Genomic DNA, 18,499 nt, shown 5'->3' on the forward strand with positions numbered 1-18,499 from the left:
TTATGCGTGGGCTATTAAAAATGCGAATTAGATACTGTGGGGTGCGAGTCATGTAATGACTCGCCTACGTAGTTCGGTCACTCCGTGACCGAGAAGCGCGAGTCATGGAATGACTCGCCTACGGGAGCTTCTATCTTAATGAAGTGATAAGGAATGGCTTTTTTGGGGGAACTCGTTGGCTGGTGCGGGCGTCCAAGTGCTTCGACAGAAGCAGTGCGCGCAGGGAGCCAGGACCGCGCGAAGTGGGGCCGGTGAACGCCGGGACTAATGCTCGTAACTTATGGATGCACAACAGCTTGTGACGTGAAGTGAGATGTCTGGCAGGCGGTGTTTGGACTGGCGCTGTGATTCGCCAGCGAACCATCCGCCGGGGTTCCGCTAGTTTGTTTCTCGGGAGTAACAAATCTCCGAGTGGCAACTAGGATGGAATATTCGCCCTCAGAATTCGTTTGGAGTTCGTTGGGGGCTGAGGCGGGAAGTTAACGCAATCGAATTGTGGAACGGAAGAGGTCTGTCGTGAAGTTTGCCAATGAGCGGATTCGTCGGCGTCGAGATCTTCATCGTGGTGCAGCTGGGCAATTGAGTGCCGAGGAGCGTGCCCGGCGCAATAAGCTGAAGCGGCGGAACCTGTGGCTAGAGTCACTGGAAGATCGCAGCTTGATGGCGACCTTGAACCTGGTCGTCAATTTGTATGAAGACAATGCCGGCTCGCCCGGAGCGCTCATCACGACCGATACCGTCGTGCCGGGGCAGGAGTTCTTTGTCGAGATTACGGCGAAGGATACCTCCACTGTGCCGTCGGGCATCAACGGCCTGGCGCTCGATGTTTCGTTCAACTCGACAGCCTTTGAAGAGATCGATTCCCCTTTCGATCCCGCCAGCGTGGCCAGCCCGCTGATTACTTCGGCCTTTCCATTGTTCCGCTCGGGTACACTCGATAATACTGCTGGGACGATCGACGAACTGCGCGGTGGCAGTTCGCAATCGACCAGCATGGGCTCGCCGATTGGCATCGCCACTTTCGAGCGGTTTGCACTGCTCAAGTTCCGCGCCGATGCAGCTGTGTCGAACAGCCCGCTCGTGATCACCATTGGTTCGAACGGCGTCACGTTCGAAGACAATACGGCCTTCGACAATTCACCGACCATCGAAGCGCAAACGATCACCGTCGCTGCGCCTGCCCTGCCAACGCTCTCGATCAACGATGTGACGCTGAGCGAAGGAAGTGACGGCACGTTCACAAACTATACGTTTAACGTCACGCTGTCTGAGGCAGCCACGGCTGCGGTCGATGTGCAGATCGATACGGTGGGTGGCACGGCAACTTCGGGAACCGACTTTGACGCCATCACTGCCCAGGTACTCACGTTTGCGATTGGTGAGACTGCGAAGACGGTGACGGTCAAGGTGGCCGCCGATACGGGGCACGAACCGGACGAATCGTTCCAGGTGAAGTTGTCTGCGCCGGTTAACGCCACGATCGCCGACGATACGGGCACCGGGACGATTCTCAACGACGATACGGTGACCGCGAGCATCACCAAGACGCTGTCGCTGGCGGAAGGAAATACTGGCACTACCGCTGCCGAATTCACCGTCACACTCGATAAAGCTTCGTCGGCCGATGTGGTGATTCCGTGGTCGTTCACGCATGGCACCACCAGCGTCTCCGACTTCGACTCGCTGGTGACAACTGGCAACGTGACTATTCTCGCGGGGCAAACCTCGGCTAAGATTCCTGCGTTTTTGGTGACTGGCGACCTGCGAGTGGAATTGGACGAGACGTTCAGCGTGACGCTCGGCGCGCCGGTGACAGCGGGTGTGGTCCTGTCGGCCGATCAGGTCGGCACGGGAACCATCGAGAACGAAGACTCGGCCGAGATCGTCATCACCGCGCCCGTTGCGGCACCTGAAGGTAGCACTGGCAATACGAATCCAGAATTCACGGTGACATTGTCGGCGCCGGTAGATGTCGATGTGTCGTTCAACTATCAAACGCAGGACGGCACCGCGAAGACAAGCGGCAACGACTATGTGCCGGTCAACGGCACGCTGACCTTCCTGGCCGGTAATACGACGGCGCAGAAGATCCCCGTGAGCGTGGTCAGCGATGGCACGGTTGAACTCGACGAACAATTCAGCGTGCTGCTAGATTCCCTCAGTGCCGCTGGCTACGATGTCACCCTGAAAACGGCCACAGCCAACGCGACGATTACGAACGACGATTCGGCCACGATCACGCTTATTCCCCTCTCGCAAGTCGAAGGGGATGCAGGCACGACGAACATGGTGTTCGAAGCGGTCCTGAGCAATCCGGTCGATGTCGATGTGACGGTCGAATTCAACACGACCGATGGCACCGCCAAGCTGGCCAACAACGACTACATCGAGACCAAGGGCACGTTGACGTTCCTTGCCGGCGGGTCGCTGAAGCAAACCATCATCGTGCCGATTGTCGGCGACACCGATGTGGAGACCGATGAGAACTTCACCGTCACACTCAGCAACGTCGCAGCGAGTGGCCGCGACGTCACCGCCGGTGCAGCGGTCAACGGGACGATTCTCGACGACGACGATACAACTCCCACCATCAGCATCGACGATGTTTCGATCAGCGAAGACGACAGCGGCGAAACACTGTTGACATTCACCGTCTCGTTGTCGGCAAAGTCGGCTAGCCCGGTCGATCTCAAGTGGTCGACCCAAGACGGCACAGCCAGCGATGCCAGCGATTACACCGCGGTTTCCCTGCAAACGCTCACCATCCCCGCCGATACGTTGTCGCAGACCATCACCGTCAAGGTGCAAGGTGACAAACTGGTCGAGAAGGACGAGACCTTGAAGGTCATCCTCTCGGACATCACCGGCGCGAAGAGTGGCGATCTCGAAGGGGTCGGCACGATCACCAACGATGACTTCGCAGTCGCCAGCATCACAGAATCGGTGATTCATTCTGAAGGAAATGCTGCGACGACCGACTACGACTTCACCGTTTCGCTCGATCAGGCGGCGTCGTTCGATGTGGTCATTCCTTGGAGCTTTAATCACACCACGACCAATGCGGCGGATTTCGACGGCACGCTGACGACGAGTGGCAAGGTCACCATTCTGGCTGGCGAAAAGTCGGCCAAGATTCCGTCCTTCAAGGTTGTCGGCGACTTGAGCTTGGAAGCCAACGAAACGTTTACGGTTGGCTTGGGAACCCCCGAACAGGACGAAGTGTCGGCATCGGTCACCGAAAAGACTGGTACGGGAACGATCACCAACGATGACGATGCGGTCGTGAGCATCACTTCGCAAGTGAAGTTGAACGAAGGGAACAGCGGCACCACCGATTTCGATTTTGCCGTGTCGCTCGACGTGGTCGCTGGAATTGATGTGGTTGTGCCGTGGTCGTTCACCCACACCAGCACCGACGCTGCCGACTTCGATGGCACGCTGACAACGAGTGGCAAGGTCACGATTCCCGCCGGGACGAAGTCCGTCACGATTTCGCCCACCTTCAAAGTCGTGGGCGATAAGACGGTTGAGCTCGAAGAAAAGTTCCTCGTCACGCTCGGCACTCCCGAGACGGCCGGCGCGAGCCTATCGGTGACAGAGCAAGTTGGCGAAGGAACCATTCAGAACGACGATGGTATTGCCGTAATTGTCGCCAGCATCACACCGACCGTTTCGCAGAGCGAAGGAGATGCCGGCACCACCAACTACGAATTCACGGTCAGCATCGACCAGGTTTCTGCGACCGACGTGGTGATTCCGTGGACCTTCACCCATGTCGATACCGAAGACAGCGACTTCAGTGCTGGCTTCACGAAGAGTGGTAAGGTAACTATTCTCGCCGGGCAAACCTCAGCCAAAATTCCGGCCTTCACCGTGCTTGGCGACGCAACGCTGGAAGGGGACGAGTCGTTTACCGTCACGCTTGAGGCACCAGAGACGTCCGGCGTTACGCTGTCGAGCGATGATGTCGGCACTGGCGAAGTGTTGAATGACGATGCCGTCGAGGTCAGCATCGAATCGAAGGTAACGCAGAACGAAGCGAGCACTGGAACGACAAGCTACGAATTCCTCGTCAGTCTCGACCAGGCTGCTGAAGTTGATGTCGTCGTGCCGTGGACCTTCGCGCACGGAACCACCGACGACGACGACTTCAGCCCTGGCCTGATCACCAGCGGCAAAGTCACCATTCTCGCCGGGCAAACCTCGGCCAAGATTTCTGCCTTCTCGGTCATTGGCGACACCACGCTGGAAACTGACGAATCGTTCACTGTCACGCTGGACACGCCCGAAACAACGGGCGCAACGCTCAATGGCATGGAAAATGTCGCCATCGGCGAAATTACGAACGACGACCAGGTGATTGTCAGCATCACCAAGAACCTCGCGCAGGCCGAAGGGGACAGCGGCACTAACGACTACGAGTTTACGGTCTCAATTAATCAGATTGCCGACGTCGATGTCGTCATTCCTTGGACCTTTGCTCATGTCAACTCCGCTGACAGTGACTTTAGCAGCCCACCAACGACGAGCGGCAAGGTCACCATTCCCGCCGGCTTGAGTTCGGTCAAGATTCCCGCGTTTGTGACAGTTGGCGACACGACCGTCGAGAACGACGAGACGTTCACGGTCACACTAAACACTCCGGAAACTGAGGGAGCGGTTCTCTCGTCGACCGATAAAGTCGGCACTGGAAACATTCAGAATGACGATGGTCTGACGGCGAGCATCTCGAACGCCAGCATTACCGAAGGCAATTCGGGAACTGCGACCATCGAATTCACCGTGACGCTCGACCAGAACGCCACGACCGACGTCGTCATTCCTTGGACGTTCGACAACGTCACCACCCTCGATACCGACTTCACCAGTTTGACCAAGAGTGGCAAGGTCACGATCGTGTCGGGATCGAAGACGGCCAAGATCTCGTTTACCGTCAACGGCGACACGACTCTGGAAGGGAATGAAGACTTCACCGTGTCGCTCGGCACTCCCGAAACAGCCGACGTCGCGCTGTCGGTCGATAAGGTCGGCACCGGTACGATCACGAACGACGACCAAGTTACCGTCAGCGTGACCAAGACCAATTCACAGGCGGAAGGCAACAGCAGCACCAAGGACTTCGACTTTACCGTCACGCTCGATCAGGCGGCCGAGATCGACGTGGTGGTGCCGTGGGCGTTTGCCCACGTTTCGACGAACGATGCCGACTTCACCGCGGGCCTGACCAAGAGTGGCAAGATCACGATTCCTGCTGGGCAGACGTCGATCAAGATTCCCTCGTTCCAGGTGAATGGCGACACTTCATTCGAAGGTGATGAAACCTTCACCGTGACACTCAACACGCCCGAGACTGCTGGCGCGGTTCTCTCGTCCGATAAAGTTGGCGAAGGCAAGATTCTGAACGACGATACGATCGTCGCCAGCATCACCAAGACCCTGTCGCAGAACGAAGGAAACAGCGGCACCACGGCTTACGAATTCACCGTCACCATCGACCAGGTGTCGTCGGTCGACGTGGTCATTCCGTGGAATTTTGCCAATGTGACGACTGCCGATAGCGACTTCACCGGCGCGCTCACCAAGAGTGGCAAGGTCACCATTCCTGCTGGGCAGACTTCGATCAAGATTCCCGCCTTCCTGGCCAATGGCGATACCACAATCGAAGCCAACGAGACCTTCACCGTCACGCTGGGGGCTCCCGAGACGGCTGGCGTCACGCTGTCGAATGACGACAAGGTGGGGACTGCCACGCTGGTGAATGATGACTCGGCGACGGCCAGCATCACCAAGACGGTTACGCAGAACGAAGGGAACTCCGGCAACACCGCCTTTGATTTCACCGTCACGCTCGATAAGGCCAGCAACGTCGACGTGGTCATTCCGTGGACGATGGCAAATGTCACCACCACCGATGCCGACTTTGCCACGGGCCTGACCAAGACCGGCAAGATTACGATTCCCGCTGGCCAAACGTCGATTAAAATTCCGTCGTTCTCGATCCTTGGCAATAACATTGTCGAAGGAAACGAGACCTTCACTGTCACGCTGGGCACGCCAGAAACAGCTGGCGTTTCGCTCTCGTCGACCGACAGCGTAGGCACTGGCACGGTCACCAACGACGACGCGGCCACCTTCAGCATTGGCAACGCGGCGCTGCTGGAACCCAGCACAGGGACCGGCGATCTTGTGTTGCCTGTCACTCTGTCGGCACCGGCCGACGTCGATATCACCGTCAGCTTTACGTACACGGCAGTCACTACCACCGATGCCGACTTCTCGAACCTCACCAAGACCGGCACGCTCACCTTCCTGGCCGGGCAAACCACGCCGACCACACCACTGACGTTCAAGGTCGCGGCCGACACGATCGACGAAACGGACGAGACCTTTACCGTGACGCTGGGCGATCCGGTCTTCCCGTCGGGAGTAACCCGCAACGTTACCACGCCGTCGGGCACCAAAGTTGGCACCGGTACGATTCAGGCCGATTCCAAGAACGGTGTTCTGTCGGGATGGGCTTATGTCGACAAGAACAAGAACGGCGTCCGCGATACGGGTGAAGTCGGCATTCCTGGCGTAATTATCACGCTCAACGGCACAACGACCGGCGGCGCTGCAGTCACACTCACCGCGATGACCGCCGACGATGGTAGCTACTCTTTCACCAACCTGGTCGGTGGCAAGTACTCGCTTACCGAATCGCACCCCGCTGCCATGTTCGACGGCATTGATGTCGCCGGCACGGCCGGTGGCACGATGACCAACGACAAGATCAGCGACATTCAACTCGATGCGGCTGAGCAAGCAACGGCAAACAACTTTGGCGAGCGGGGCCTGCTCCCCAAGTTCATCTCGAAGCGGTTGCTCTTGGCGTCTACCCCCGCGGCGGCCGTTTCTCTCCGCGTGATTAACTCGCGGGCCGCAGCGATTGCCGGCAATCAAACACTGGCCGATCAGATTAGCAATAGCTCGATTCCGTCTGTGGTCGCAGCCAATCCGACCACAACCGCGAACACGCAGTCGGCCGGCGAATTCATTGCCGAAGCGCCGAATAACAACAACCAATCGGCTGGCGAGTACATCGACGAAGCTTTGGCTCAGGTCACTTCGCAGTCGGTTGTGCCCGAGACGCCCGTTGTGCCTGTGGCGACACCAGCGGCCAAGGTCGCTTCGACCAAGACAGCCGCCACGAAAGCAGCAGCCAAGACGGGTTCGACAAGCGCCGTTGCCAGCAAGATCAGCAGCCGCAGCAGTGCGATTCAATCGCTCCGCAGTGCGGCCAGCCCAAGCTTCAGCGATACGCTGGAACTCCTCGCGCTCGATCAGATCGCGGCGCGGGAAAAGAAGGGGAGTTAGACAGTGGCATAGGCTTCCAGCCTGTGAGGAAATTTTGATGACAGGCAAGATGCCTGTCCCACTAGACGGTCGGCAAGAACTTCAGCGAGCGGACGATCTGTTCGACTTCGGACAGTTCGCTCGCGAAGGCCGCGCCTCGTTCGCACGTGTAGGTGACGAACGCCAGCTTGCCACTGTCGGTCAGGTACCAGACTCGCAGAAAATCGTCGCCCCAGATGAAGTTGCCAGCCAAGAGCGGGCGTGGGGATTCTTCTCGCAGCAGATTGTTCGGGCTCCCCAGCTCATGCGCTTTGGCGAATTCCTTGAGCATGGTCCGCAGGACCTCGATGATTGCCGGCGGCTCTCCCTGGGCGGGAAAATCGGCCAGGCTAATTTGCAGCACTCCCAGCCCTTCTTCCGGCGCGAGCGTGCTGGGCGAATCTTCTTCGTCCATCTCGGCCGTGACATCGAACCAGTTATCGGGGGCTAAGACGGCAAACTGCGGAAACGTGATTTCGTTCATCCCTGATCTTTCTAAGTAAGTAGCCACCTACTATAGCGGCAATCGCCTTTTGGTGCGTGCCCTACCCGTAGACGAGTCATTCCATGACTCGCTTTTCCAATCCGGCTGAACCGCATAGCTCTCGGTCACGGAGTGACCGAGCTACGGGGGAAAAACAGATGTTGTGAAGAAATAGTCGCTGACTGCTGACCAGACTAGTCAACGAGTTGTGATGGAATGAGGAGATTATTTCTTTCACGAGTCGGGAGAACTGCCATGGTTGCGGATCTGAAAGTGCCGCCGAGCGAACGGGATTTTCAAGCGTTTCGATTGATTAAAGTCGAGCAGCGGACGACGCGGGCGGTGGCCGAACTGCTGGGCATTTTGCAGACCAGAGTCTGCCAGATTGTGCAGCGAGTGCTGGAGTTTTTGATCGAGACGGCCCCCACTGCCGACGACGAAGCGCGGCGCGCGCATTGGCCGAGGAAGTGGCCGCGGATCGCTTTGATTTTCTGTTTCGGGTGGCCATGCAAAGTTGGGAAGACTCGAAAGGTTACGTGACGACGTCGCGGAGCGTGGGGCGCGACTCGCGCTCGGTGAGCACAACGCGGCGGAACTATGGCGACGTGCAATACCTGTCCGCTGCGGTGCGCATCAACGTGATGGCCGCCAAAATGACGGCCTCGCGCCTGCCGCCGTGGCAAGCGGTGACGAGCGAGAGCGAAGTGCGTCCGGAGAAGCGGCGCAAGAGCGCGGCGGTTGCAAATGAACCGGCTGTAAACCACCCGGTTGAGGACTGTTCAACCCGCGTGAGCGAACAGCAGGCTGATGCTCCGTGCGAGATCATCGCCGAGCTGGTAAGTCGTGAGAATGGAACGGTTTCGCGCGCGGAGCGGTTCGCGTTTCGGCAGCACCGAGAGAGCGAAATGCGAACTGTTCAAGAGGAGCAAAGCGACCCCGGTCCCGCTGCGACTTCCGCCGCAATCCCCCTGAATCGCCACCAGCGGCGGGCCAGGCAACGACTTTTGGCCAAAGCCACGAAGTCGAAGAAGCCGCGCTAGTCACGGGAGTGACCAGCGAGCGACGAATTGTTCCTGACTGCGCCAGCGCTATGCGCTCGGTTCGTAGGCGGTGGTGAAGGGGCTGCGGCTTTGCGGCATCCAGATGCACATGCCGATACCGAGGACATAGAGTCCGCACAACGGAACGGCCATCAGCATCATGCTAATGGGATCGGCCGGCGTGAGGACCATCGCGACGACGAAGATGATCAGAATCGCCATCCGCCACTGCTTCATATAGACATCGACCGAGACAAGGCCCAGGCGATTTACAAACAGCATCACCAGCGGCAATTGAAAACTAATGCCGAAGCCGAGCGGCAGGATCAACACGAAGCTGAGCCATTCGCCAATTCGAGGATCGAACTCGGCATTCAAGCCTTGGTTGAATTGGAACAGGAAGTTCAACACCGGTTCGAAGACAAAGCCAAACGCCAGCGAGGCCCCGGCAAAGAACAGGAGCATGCTGATGGGGAGATAGAGGAAGACCTGGTTTTTCTCGTGCGGGTATAAGCCCGTCGCGACGAAGTTCCAGATCTGAAAGAAGATCCAGGGACTGGAGATCACGACGCCGGTGAGAAGTGCCGCCTTCAGATAAATCATGAAGGCTTCCTGGGCGTTAAGGACTTGGAAGCGGACCTTCACGGGTTTCCAGTTATAAAACGTCACGAGGTTCACGCGCGGAGAACGAACATGATCGGCCAAAGCGCCCGCTACGAGAAACTTGTTGAGCCGGCGGGTAGTTTCCGGATTCTCTTCTTTCTTTACCGCCTCTCGCAGTGCGCTGGTGGCCTCGTGGCTGGCGCCGGCCAGGGCGGCGAACTCGGCCGAGTCGTGCAGTTCCTTCTGCGCCAGAAGTTCGTTCAGCACCATGATCAGTTGCTGCCGCTCGGCAGGAGTGAACGAGGTTCTCACTTCAGCCAATTTGGTGATCGCAGCCTGCTGCTCGGCAGACATCATTTGCCACAAGCGCCGCGCAGGGGAGTCGGTCTTGCTCGCTTTCTGCTCGGCCAGCAGTTTGGCCACGGCCAGTTCGCTGCCCGCTTCCTTAAAGTCGGCAGGCACAAAGGTGCTGGACGAGATGCGAGAATCTTTGAGGTAGTCGGGGAAGGAAAGTCCCATGACGCTGGCGATTTGCGCCGGCTCGACGCTCACCTTCTCGGGAATCAACTCATCTTTGATGATCGTCTCTTGAAATTCGACGGGTGGATTGCCGTCGAAGTCGTCTTTGACTTGTTCGATGGCGCGGGCCAGATAGTGCGATTTGAGGGCCCGTTCGAGCGGACCTTGAAAGAAGACGACGACATATTCGGCAGCATACAGGCCGATCAAGCAGCCGATGATGACGCCGAACAGCGAGCGGAAGAGGCAGATGCGAAGTTCTTCGAGGTGTTCCCCGAAGGACATGGTGCCACCTTCGAACAGATCGTCTTGCGGTTGCTTCGCCATGGCTGGTGTTCCGTTGTGAATGCCCGTGTGAATGATTGTGCCACGCCGACGACAGACCAGCATGCACACCGCCAACAGGGCCTGTGTGACTGCAGCCGGCGCGAGAAGATCGCCGCACGAGTGCTCCGCGCGCAACAAGATTGCGGCAAACACCGGCGGGGATGCTTTGTCCCGAAGGACGCGACCGGCAACGGCTGGCCCACGTTATTGCGGACCAAAACATACGGTAGGAAGCTGCCGTACCAGCCTCAGATCGGGCAGGTAAGTACCCGAGCCAGACCTTATAATACTTGCGGTGCTGGCTGCCGACAACACAGGATCCTGTCCATGAGTTCGCTCTACCCTCTTCGGTTCGAACCAGTCTTGAAGCGCTACCTCTGGGGTGGCAGGCGGCTGCACACCATCTTGGGCAAGCCCTTGCCGGCTGGCGACGACTATGCCGAGAGCTGGGAAATCTCCGATCACCCGGCGGGACAGAGCGTGGTGACGGCCGGTTCTTTGAAAGGAGCCACCCTGGGCGAGTTGGTCGCCAATCATGGACCAGCACTGCTGGGGAAGCACGCGTCGCAGGCGGCCGCGCAGGGGCGGTTTCCGTTGCTGTTCAAATTGCTCGATGCCCAAAAGGTGCTGAGTGTGCAGGTGCATCCGACCGATGCCGCTGCTGCCCAGCTGACGCCGCCCGACTTGGGAAAGACCGAAGCCTGGGTTGTGCTGCATGCCGAACCGGGGAGCGTGGTCTATGCGGGCATCAAGCGGGGCTTTGACCGAGCGACGGTCGAACGAGAGCTCCTCAGCGGCACGGTGGAACTGTGCCTGAACAAGTTCGAGCCGCAGGCTGGCGACTGCTTGTTCATTCCCGCCGGAGTGGTGCATGCCCTGGGTGCCGGGCTGGTGATTGCCGAGATTCAGCAAGCCAGCGACACCACCTTTCGCTTATACGACTGGAAGCGCGTCGGGCCGGATGGTCAGCCGCGGCCGTTGCACATTCAGCAAAGTCTGGCGGCGATCGACTTCGCCCATGGTCCCGTGCAACCGCAAAAGCCAACGGTGGTGCCACATGCCGACGGCACTGCCCAGATCGAACAACTCGTCAGCTGCGATAAGTTCGTGCTGGAGCGCTGGACGATCTCTGGACCCACGAAGATTGGCGGCGATGACCGCTGCTACCTGCTTTGCGCGATCGACGGCGAACTGTCGATTTCGAACGATCCCAGCCAGAAGCCACTCGCTCGGGGACAGAGCGCATTACTTCCGGCCACCTCCCCTGCCCTGCTGACGCCCCGGCGGGAGGCGACGGTGCTGGTGGCGAGTTTGCCGGGGTGACGGATAAGTTTGGATCTCAAAACGCTGAACTAATTCTTTGCCTAAGCCGTATAACCGGCGGGCTGGATGACAAAAGGGAAAGTGGCCTCAAGACGAGGTGCCAGCAGCGCCGATGCTGGCAGAGATGACTACCCAATCTGTCTTGGGCGGAATTCGGCGGTTCTCTATAATCCGCTGCCCGCTCGGCACCCCTCAGCGCGAGGAAAATCGCATGCGAACAACATACATCTTGATGCTTCTGGCTCTCTTGCTCGTTCCGAATGTGGGATGCGCGGGTAACCGCTTTGCCGCTTCGCGCTGGAATTTCTGGCACCCCGGCCCCACGACCCAGCAGCGAGTGCGCGCCAGCGTTCACGATCCCTACTCCGACCGCGATCTTGGTCCGGAAGTGGTCGGTGGTCGGCCGCGCGAGTTCATGAATCAATATCCTGAAGCAGTCCGCAATCGGTTTTATTCCGATACCAACGCTCGGTAGTTCGCCGTCTCCGAATTACATTTCGACTCGCCGGGAATAACTTTCTCCTGGCGCGACCTTGCAGGGGTCGGGAGGTTTTTCGGGTGAGTTGACACTGTCTTCAGCCACTCAACGACGTCCCGAAAATCCTCCTGAACGAAGACGAGCAAATCCCGCAATCATGGGTCAGGTTGGTGTTTCGGGCCAACGGTTTGCGGCACAGGTTGCCCGAACTCGCCCGAAAACCAACGCCGACCCCGGTCAAACAAGCGTGGCCGTTACCCCTACGTTGGCCAACTTGGCCGGCCAATAATCTTGGTCGGCAGCACATCTTTATCGTGCCTCCGCGAACCGTTGCTACGAGGCGGCCCCCGCGCTGAAGTTGGCCGGCCGATCAGGTAAAATCGAGGCAGCGGAATCGCAGCAATCTTGCCGATGGATTGCCGGCCGCTAAGGCAACCTCTCTCTGTGCCTGGCAAGGAACTGTGATGAACTCAAGTCTGACCTCGATGAAGATTGTCCGCTCGACTCGCCGCCTGTGGTTGGCCCAAACCGCGGCGCTCGGTGCAACCGCCTATCTGGGCAGCACTGGTTGGGGGCAGGACTCGGCAACTCAAGCTGCGGGAAGCAAGTTGATTGTGCGGCAAGAAAGGCCGTTCAATGCCGAGCCTGGTTTGCCAGAACTGGTGAAGAACTACTTCACGCCCGTCGAGCAGTTTTATGTGCGCAGTCACGGCGATGTCCCCACGGTCGATGAGAAGACATTTCGCCTGAAGATTTCGGGGCTGGTGAATCGCGAACTCGAATTCAGCGTCGACCAATTGAAGGAAAAGTTCGATACGCACAAGGTTGCCGCGACGCTGACCTGCGCGGGAAATCGCCGGCAGGAAATGAGCGCCATCAAGAAAGTGGCTGGCGTGCAGTGGGATGCCGGTGCCATCGGCCATGCCACTTGGACCGGCGCTCTCCTCTCTGAAGTGCTGAAAGCCGCGGAACTGAAGCCCGAAGCCAAGCACGTGTGGTTCGACGGGCTCGACCCGATCAAAGAGAAGGACGGCAGCGAAGCTCCGTTCGGCGGCTCGATTCCGCTGGGGAAAGCGCTGGCCCACGAAGGGCGCGATCTGCCTTCGCTTCTTGCGCACTCGATGAACGACAAGCCCCTGACTCCAGCGCACGGCGCGCCACTTCGCTCGCTGGTGCCCGGCTTCATTGGAGCCCGCAGCGTGAAGTGGCTGGCGAAGATTGTCGTCAGCGATCGGAGCTCTCCCAATCATTACGTTGCCGAGGCGTACAAGTTAATTCAGACAGATGACAAGGAAGAAGTCGCCAAGGCCGAGCCGATCTATGAGTTTCCGCTCAATGTTGCGATTGGCTTGCCGACGGACGGAGTCAAACTGAAAGCAGGACGACAAGAGATAAGTGGTTACGTATTGCCCAGTGGAACGCCAAACAGCTTTTGCCAAGAAATCGAACTGTCTGTAGATAACGGTCGAAATTGGAGGAGTGTTAAAACGCTCGCGAGCGATCCGATCACCGCAGCAAGTACTTTCAGTTGGCGTCTGTGGACTGCGAATGTTGACATCTTAAAAGGTCGTCAAACGCTAATTGCTCGAGCGGTCGACACCGCAGGCAAGTCGACGCCTGAACAGGGCCCCTGGAATCTCAAAGGCTACATGTACAACGCCTGGCACCGCGTGCGCGTCGAAGGGGTGTAGCCAGCAACCGTTCACGCAAAGATTTGGAGAAGTAAGTCCACGCGCAGACGGGCGCTCGCTACATAGCCCGACGCGTCAGCGAGGGAAAATCAATAACAACGGCTCACTGCAGCGGAACGTGAAATCAGAATAGCTCCCTCGCTAACGCGTCGGGCTATTTCGATACATCAAGTGGCTACGGTAACCAGCAGCAAAGAACTACTTCAGCCTCGTCATCTCGAACAGGTTGGTCGCTTGTGGCCCGAGGAATCCTTCGAAGCGAACCTTGTTGCCGGTCGCGGCATCGGTGATCTCATTCCGCTCGGCTAGCTCGAAATAGGCATAGGACCAGGGCAACTTGGTGTTGGTTGCACCCTCGCGGACATCGACGTCGATCTTGACTGCTTCGGTTGCACTTTGCCGGAGCTTGCTGCCGCGCTCCCCTTCGATTTCGGTCTTGATCGGCACGCCGGCCGCAGCGAGGGCCTGCATGGTTTTTTCGAGATCGTTCAGCTGCGGCACGCCATGCGAATTGACGAGCGAGGTGAAGTGATTGACGTTGTAGCCATGCACTAGCGTCCAAGCTCCATACTGGCTGACCGCGTTGAGCTTTTGCACGGCCGCTTTTTCTGGCGCTTTCCAAGGAAGGGTATGAAACCAATCAACCACTTCGGTCATTAATAGGTCGCGGTGCGAATCGGTGGGTTTCGACTGGTCCAGTCCGGCCAGTTCTGCTAACAGGTCGTTCCGCAATTGCGGACGATGGGCCGCGAGGGCCAATTCGATGAGCGAACGCGACTCGGCCGGCAATTCCCACGTCTTCAATTCCGAAACAAACAACTTGGGAAACTGGACATTCGGATGTTGGAAGTGGATCGCGCTCAGTTGCTTGTCTTCGAAGTGGTAGCTGCCTGCAGCGCGATAGCCGAGGGCTTCGAACACTCGCGACACACTGGCGATACCGGCCTGGGGTTGTTGCACCGCCAAGGTACGGAATGCGATATGATCGTTGAAAAAAGTGGCCCCGGCCTCGTGCACGACTTTTTCATACGTCTGCACGTACGACACTCGCGAGCGATAGCGTTCCCACAGAGCATCGAAGACCGCTGCCAAAAACTGTTCGCGGTTGGCATCGCCAGCCAATCGCTCGTGCGGACCAGAGATCGCAGTCATGGTAAAATCCTCTGCAGGGAGAATTGAGAATTCAGATGGCAGCAGTAAAGCACGTCGTTGAATTGTACGCCACACCATGTTTATGGGCTTCTAAATCCTGAATCCTGACGCTCGGCCAAAGAAAGACATCCGATGAAAATTGCCATGATTGGCGCTGGTTACGTGGGCCTGGTTTCGGGAACCTGCCTGGCAGATACGGGGAACGAAGTCACTTGCGTCGACATTAACCAGGACCGCATCGAACGGCTCGAGCAGGGGCAAGTTCCCATTTATGAGCCAGGGCTGGCAGAACTAGTGGTGCGCAATGCCGCACTCGGGCGGTTGCACTTTACCATCGATACGGCTGAAGCCGTCCGCAGTGCCCAACTGGTGTTTTTGGCGGTCGGCACGCCCAGCAACGAAGACGGCTCGGCGGACCTGAGTTATCTGTGGCAAGCTGTGGAGAAGATTGCTCCGCACTTGCGCACCGATGCCGTCGTGGTGGTCAAGAGTACTGCTCCGGTTGGAACGAATCAGGAGATCAGCAATCGCTTGCGCAAATTGACCGGCCGCGAATGCGACGTGGCGAGCAATCCGGAGTTTCTGAAAGAGGGAGCGGCAATCAACGACTTTCAATACCCCGACCGCATCGTGGTTGGGGTGCGGACCCCAGCCGCCGAAGACAAGCTGCGCGAGCTGTATGCTCCCTACTTGCGCACCGATAAACCGTTTTTGACGATGACGCCCGAAAGCGCCGAGCTGACGAAGTACGTGGCCAACGCGCTCCTCTCAACCAAAATCAGCTTCATCAACGAGATGGCCAATTTGTGCGAACGGCTAAAAGGTGACATCAACGACGTCCGTCGCGGCATCGGTCACGATCGCCGCATCGGCTTTCAGTTTCTCTTTCCCGGCGTCGGTTATGGCGGCAGTTGCTTTCCTAAGGATGTGCGTGCCTTGGCCGACATGGCCCGCAAGGTGGGTCTCGAACCGCGCATGCTCGATGCCGTCGACACGGTGAACAATCATCAGAAGTTCGTCTTGCTGGCCAAGCTCAAGCAGCAATTCTCGGACAAGTTGCAAGGCCTGACGATCGCCATTTGGGGCCTCGCATTCAAGCCGCGAACCGACGACATTCGCGAAGCACCGGCGCTGGTGCTGATCGATCAGTTGCTGGCGGCGGGGTGCAAAGTGCAAGTGCACGACCCCGAAGCATTGAAGAATGTGCAGGCCCTGTATGGCGACAAGTTGCTGTATGCGACATCGCCGCTGGATGCCCTGGAAGGTGCGGATGCCTTGTGCATTAACACCGAGTGGGGCGACTTTCGCAATCCCGACTTCGACGAAATGAAGCGCCGCTTACGGCTGCCCATCATTTTCGACGGCCGCAATCTGTACGAGCCCGAAACAATGCGCGAATATGGCTTCGTCTATCACAGCATTGGCCGGGTACCGGTGAAATAGAGGGGCTTACGTGTCCGTCTTCGTCTCTGAAGCCGTCATCCCTGGAACCAAGGCCTCGAATTTCAACTTCTTGGCCTGTTGATAATCAACCGCTGACAGGTATCGACCGTAGTAACGCTGGTACTCTTCCAGGATCGTGGCTTGGTCCGCCTGCGAGAATTTGTTCAGGTCGATCGTTCGTGTTCGTTTGCCAGCGCGCGTGAAATGAATCGACAGCACGCCGCTGTCGTTCAGTTCGCTGCTGCTAATTTCGTTGAAAGGGAGCGGGTCGGGCCAAGGAGTATGGTGGCATTTGCTGAAGTCGAATTCGACGGCACTTTGTTTGCCCTCGATCTTTAACGCCGGAAACGACCTTTCCACGATGGCTTGCTCAGCGGGATTGTCAGGCATCAAGCGGTAGGCGAGCGTGCTTTCGTGAAACCCACGGAATTGTTCTTCGAATTCTTCCCACTGGGCACGCTCCAGTTCATCGGCATGGGGAATGTGGTAATACCAGCGCCCATCGCCGACGACTTTCAATCTCGAGCAGATATCGTTGGCATTCAACTGCACACCAATCGCCTGGAACCGTTGCAGCATGGGAGGGTGAGAATCGAAGGGATGCGTTGTTTCACTCAGCCCCACATCAGGATCGGCAGAGAACGCCGTTGCGTAGTCAGGAAATCCGCGGGCGATGCGCTGCGAAACGTCAGCAGTGACGAGCGCCTGCTCCTGGCTGAACAGATCTTGTTCGACCGAGGTGCGAAATTTGGAGTAGGCGGCAATGCGTAACAGCGCACCGGCAAAGTCATGCGGCGAGGTCACCTGGGCGGCAATGGCATCGGCACGAAACTCCCGCTCGCGACTATGTTTGCCCAGCGAGAGTTCAAATAGTGCGCGAAAACATAACATGAAATAGAAAATCGGCCGCGTGTACCCGCCATGATAGAGCGCATCCAGGTACGCCTCGTATCGCTGCAATAGCGGAGCTATCTTCTTGCTAAAGAGCGTGTCACGCCCGCTGAAGTGAGCCATTTCATGGGCTAGTACCGCATCGGCTTCAGCCGCATGCAGTTGCTTGAGCAGCGCCAAACTGACGAACAGCGTCTTGCCGGTAAGCTTTTTGCCGTCCGCAGTGAGTGGTTGCTCAGTTACAAAGAAATTGTCGTCAATCCCCGCTACGATCTGGTCCGGTGGTTGAGCGCCCACTTTGGTGCAAATGGATTCGAGAGCCTGCCACAGTGAACTGGAGGGATCTTTCGGCAGCACGACTCCTTCGACGACAATGTCGTGCTTGGGTCGCTTGAAGATCGCGGCCAGAATTGCCCCGACTCCGCACAGAGCCAGAATGCCAGCAATTACAACGAGCTTCACAGAAAATGCATTGAGCCACAGCGCAGTGACCCAGTACGAAAGCGCTACCAGCATGATCCCAATCGCGATCGTCAGCAGTGCACTGTAAATGCGGAGGACTTGCCAGCTAATGAGCAGGCTCAAGTACTGAGCATATTGCGAACGCAGGGAAACAAGCACGCAGATACCAGCAAACGCAAATACCAAAACGCCACCCACGAGTGAAGCGATGGAGAGGCGAATCAGCCAACGGAAGGTCGCGTAATCACGTAGCGTACTGTCGGGTAAGCCGAGTTGGTCTCCTTCTGGGGTTAAGAGCAATTGTGAGACACGAACGCGTTCAAAAAACTGGCGAGCAGCTCTCTTTTCATCCGGTGCGACGTTTTGTTCTGAATCGATCTGGTTCAAAATCGCGGCCCGGATCTCCGAGTCATAGCGATGTTGAGCATGCAGAAAAAACAGCAGCGAAACTAGCGGACCAACGAAGATAAACAGCGCGGGCAAGACGAATGTTTTCACGAAACCCAGGTTGGTGAAAGTTTGCTGAGAGTGGCTCATTGGATTTGGGTGCGTTGCTTGCGCGCCGTCGGCTATTGGTGAAAGGCTGTTTATCCCGGGCCGAATTTTAACTCTTGTCGAGAAACTTTTACAACGAAGGTTTCGCGACTATATTTCGCAAAGGCTGGCGGCAAAAGTGTGTCCATTTAACGTAACCGTGGGTGCCTCCGAACCA

At 57.6% G+C, this 18,499-nt stretch carries 11 protein-coding genes; 7 read left to right on the forward strand and 4 right to left on the reverse strand.

Annotated features, from left to right (window positions below):
• Window positions 1-516 precede the first annotated feature (516 nt).
• Window positions 517-7,356, forward strand: a complete 6,840-nt coding sequence (locus ETAA8_RS13485) for a Calx-beta domain-containing protein (RefSeq protein WP_145088817.1) — start codon at window positions 517-519, stop codon at window positions 7,354-7,356.
• A 61-nt stretch (window positions 7,357-7,417) separates the two neighbouring features.
• Here the strand turns inward: ETAA8_RS13485 and ETAA8_RS13490 are convergent, their stop codons facing one another.
• On the reverse strand, window positions 7,418-7,858 hold the full coding sequence (locus tag ETAA8_RS13490) for a hypothetical protein (RefSeq protein WP_145088820.1): 441 nt from the start codon (window positions 7,856-7,858) through the stop codon (window positions 7,418-7,420).
• 255 nt (window positions 7,859-8,113) lie between these two features.
• Between ETAA8_RS13490 and ETAA8_RS13495 the strand changes: the two genes are divergently transcribed.
• Window positions 8,114-8,398: a sigma-70 RNA polymerase sigma factor region 4 domain-containing protein gene (locus ETAA8_RS13495; RefSeq protein WP_145088823.1), complete on the forward strand. Its 285-nt coding sequence runs from the start codon at window positions 8,114-8,116 to the stop codon at window positions 8,396-8,398.
• On the forward strand, window positions 8,395-8,898 hold the full coding sequence (locus ETAA8_RS13500; RefSeq protein ID WP_145088826.1) for a hypothetical protein: 504 nt from the start codon (window positions 8,395-8,397) through the stop codon (window positions 8,896-8,898). The genes ETAA8_RS13495 and ETAA8_RS13500 overlap by 4 nt, the downstream gene beginning before the upstream one ends.
• Window positions 8,899-8,946: 48 nt before the next feature.
• Here ETAA8_RS13500 and tatC read toward each other — a convergent pair whose 3' ends face one another.
• Window positions 8,947-10,500, reverse strand: coding sequence for a twin-arginine translocase subunit TatC (gene tatC / locus ETAA8_RS13505; RefSeq protein ID WP_145088829.1), 1,554 nt, complete (start codon window positions 10,498-10,500; stop codon window positions 8,947-8,949).
• 174 nt (window positions 10,501-10,674) lie between these two features.
• Here tatC and ETAA8_RS13510 point away from each other — a divergent pair, with 174 nt between their 5' ends.
• The 3 genes from ETAA8_RS13510 to ETAA8_RS13520 all read left to right on the forward strand — a co-directional run bounded on the left by ETAA8_RS13510 (window position 10,675) and on the right by ETAA8_RS13520 (window position 13,839).
• Complete coding sequence (locus tag ETAA8_RS13510) at window positions 10,675-11,670, forward strand: type I phosphomannose isomerase catalytic subunit (RefSeq protein WP_145088832.1); 996 nt, start codon at window positions 10,675-10,677, stop codon at window positions 11,668-11,670.
• 211 nt (window positions 11,671-11,881) lie between these two features.
• Window positions 11,882-12,145 (forward strand): membrane or secreted protein, encoded by a 264-nt coding sequence (locus ETAA8_RS13515; protein ID WP_145088835.1) that lies wholly within the window; start codon window positions 11,882-11,884, stop codon window positions 12,143-12,145.
• A gap of 467 nt (window positions 12,146-12,612) precedes the next feature.
• Window positions 12,613-13,839: a molybdopterin-dependent oxidoreductase gene (locus ETAA8_RS13520; RefSeq protein WP_145088838.1), complete on the forward strand. Its 1,227-nt coding sequence runs from the start codon at window positions 12,613-12,615 to the stop codon at window positions 13,837-13,839.
• A 198-nt stretch (window positions 13,840-14,037) separates the two neighbouring features.
• Here ETAA8_RS13520 and ETAA8_RS13525 read toward each other — a convergent pair whose 3' ends face one another.
• Window positions 14,038-14,991, reverse strand: a complete 954-nt coding sequence (locus ETAA8_RS13525; protein WP_202921817.1) for a DUF1338 domain-containing protein — start codon at window positions 14,989-14,991, stop codon at window positions 14,038-14,040.
• A gap of 132 nt (window positions 14,992-15,123) precedes the next feature.
• Between ETAA8_RS13525 and ETAA8_RS13530 the strand changes: the two genes are divergently transcribed.
• Entirely contained in the window at window positions 15,124-16,434 is a 1,311-nt protein-coding gene (locus ETAA8_RS13530; protein WP_145088844.1) for a UDP-glucose dehydrogenase family protein, read from the forward strand.
• A 6-nt stretch (window positions 16,435-16,440) separates the two neighbouring features.
• On the opposite strand, the gene ETAA8_RS13535 is transcribed toward ETAA8_RS13530, so the two are convergent.
• On the reverse strand, window positions 16,441-18,324 hold the full coding sequence (locus tag ETAA8_RS13535) for a M48 family metalloprotease (protein WP_145088847.1): 1,884 nt from the start codon (window positions 18,322-18,324) through the stop codon (window positions 16,441-16,443).
• Window positions 18,325-18,499 lie beyond the last annotated feature (175 nt).

Source organism: Anatilimnocola aggregata, from assembly GCF_007747655.1.
GTDB classification, from domain to species: Bacteria; Planctomycetota; Planctomycetia; order Pirellulales; family Pirellulaceae; genus Anatilimnocola; species Anatilimnocola aggregata.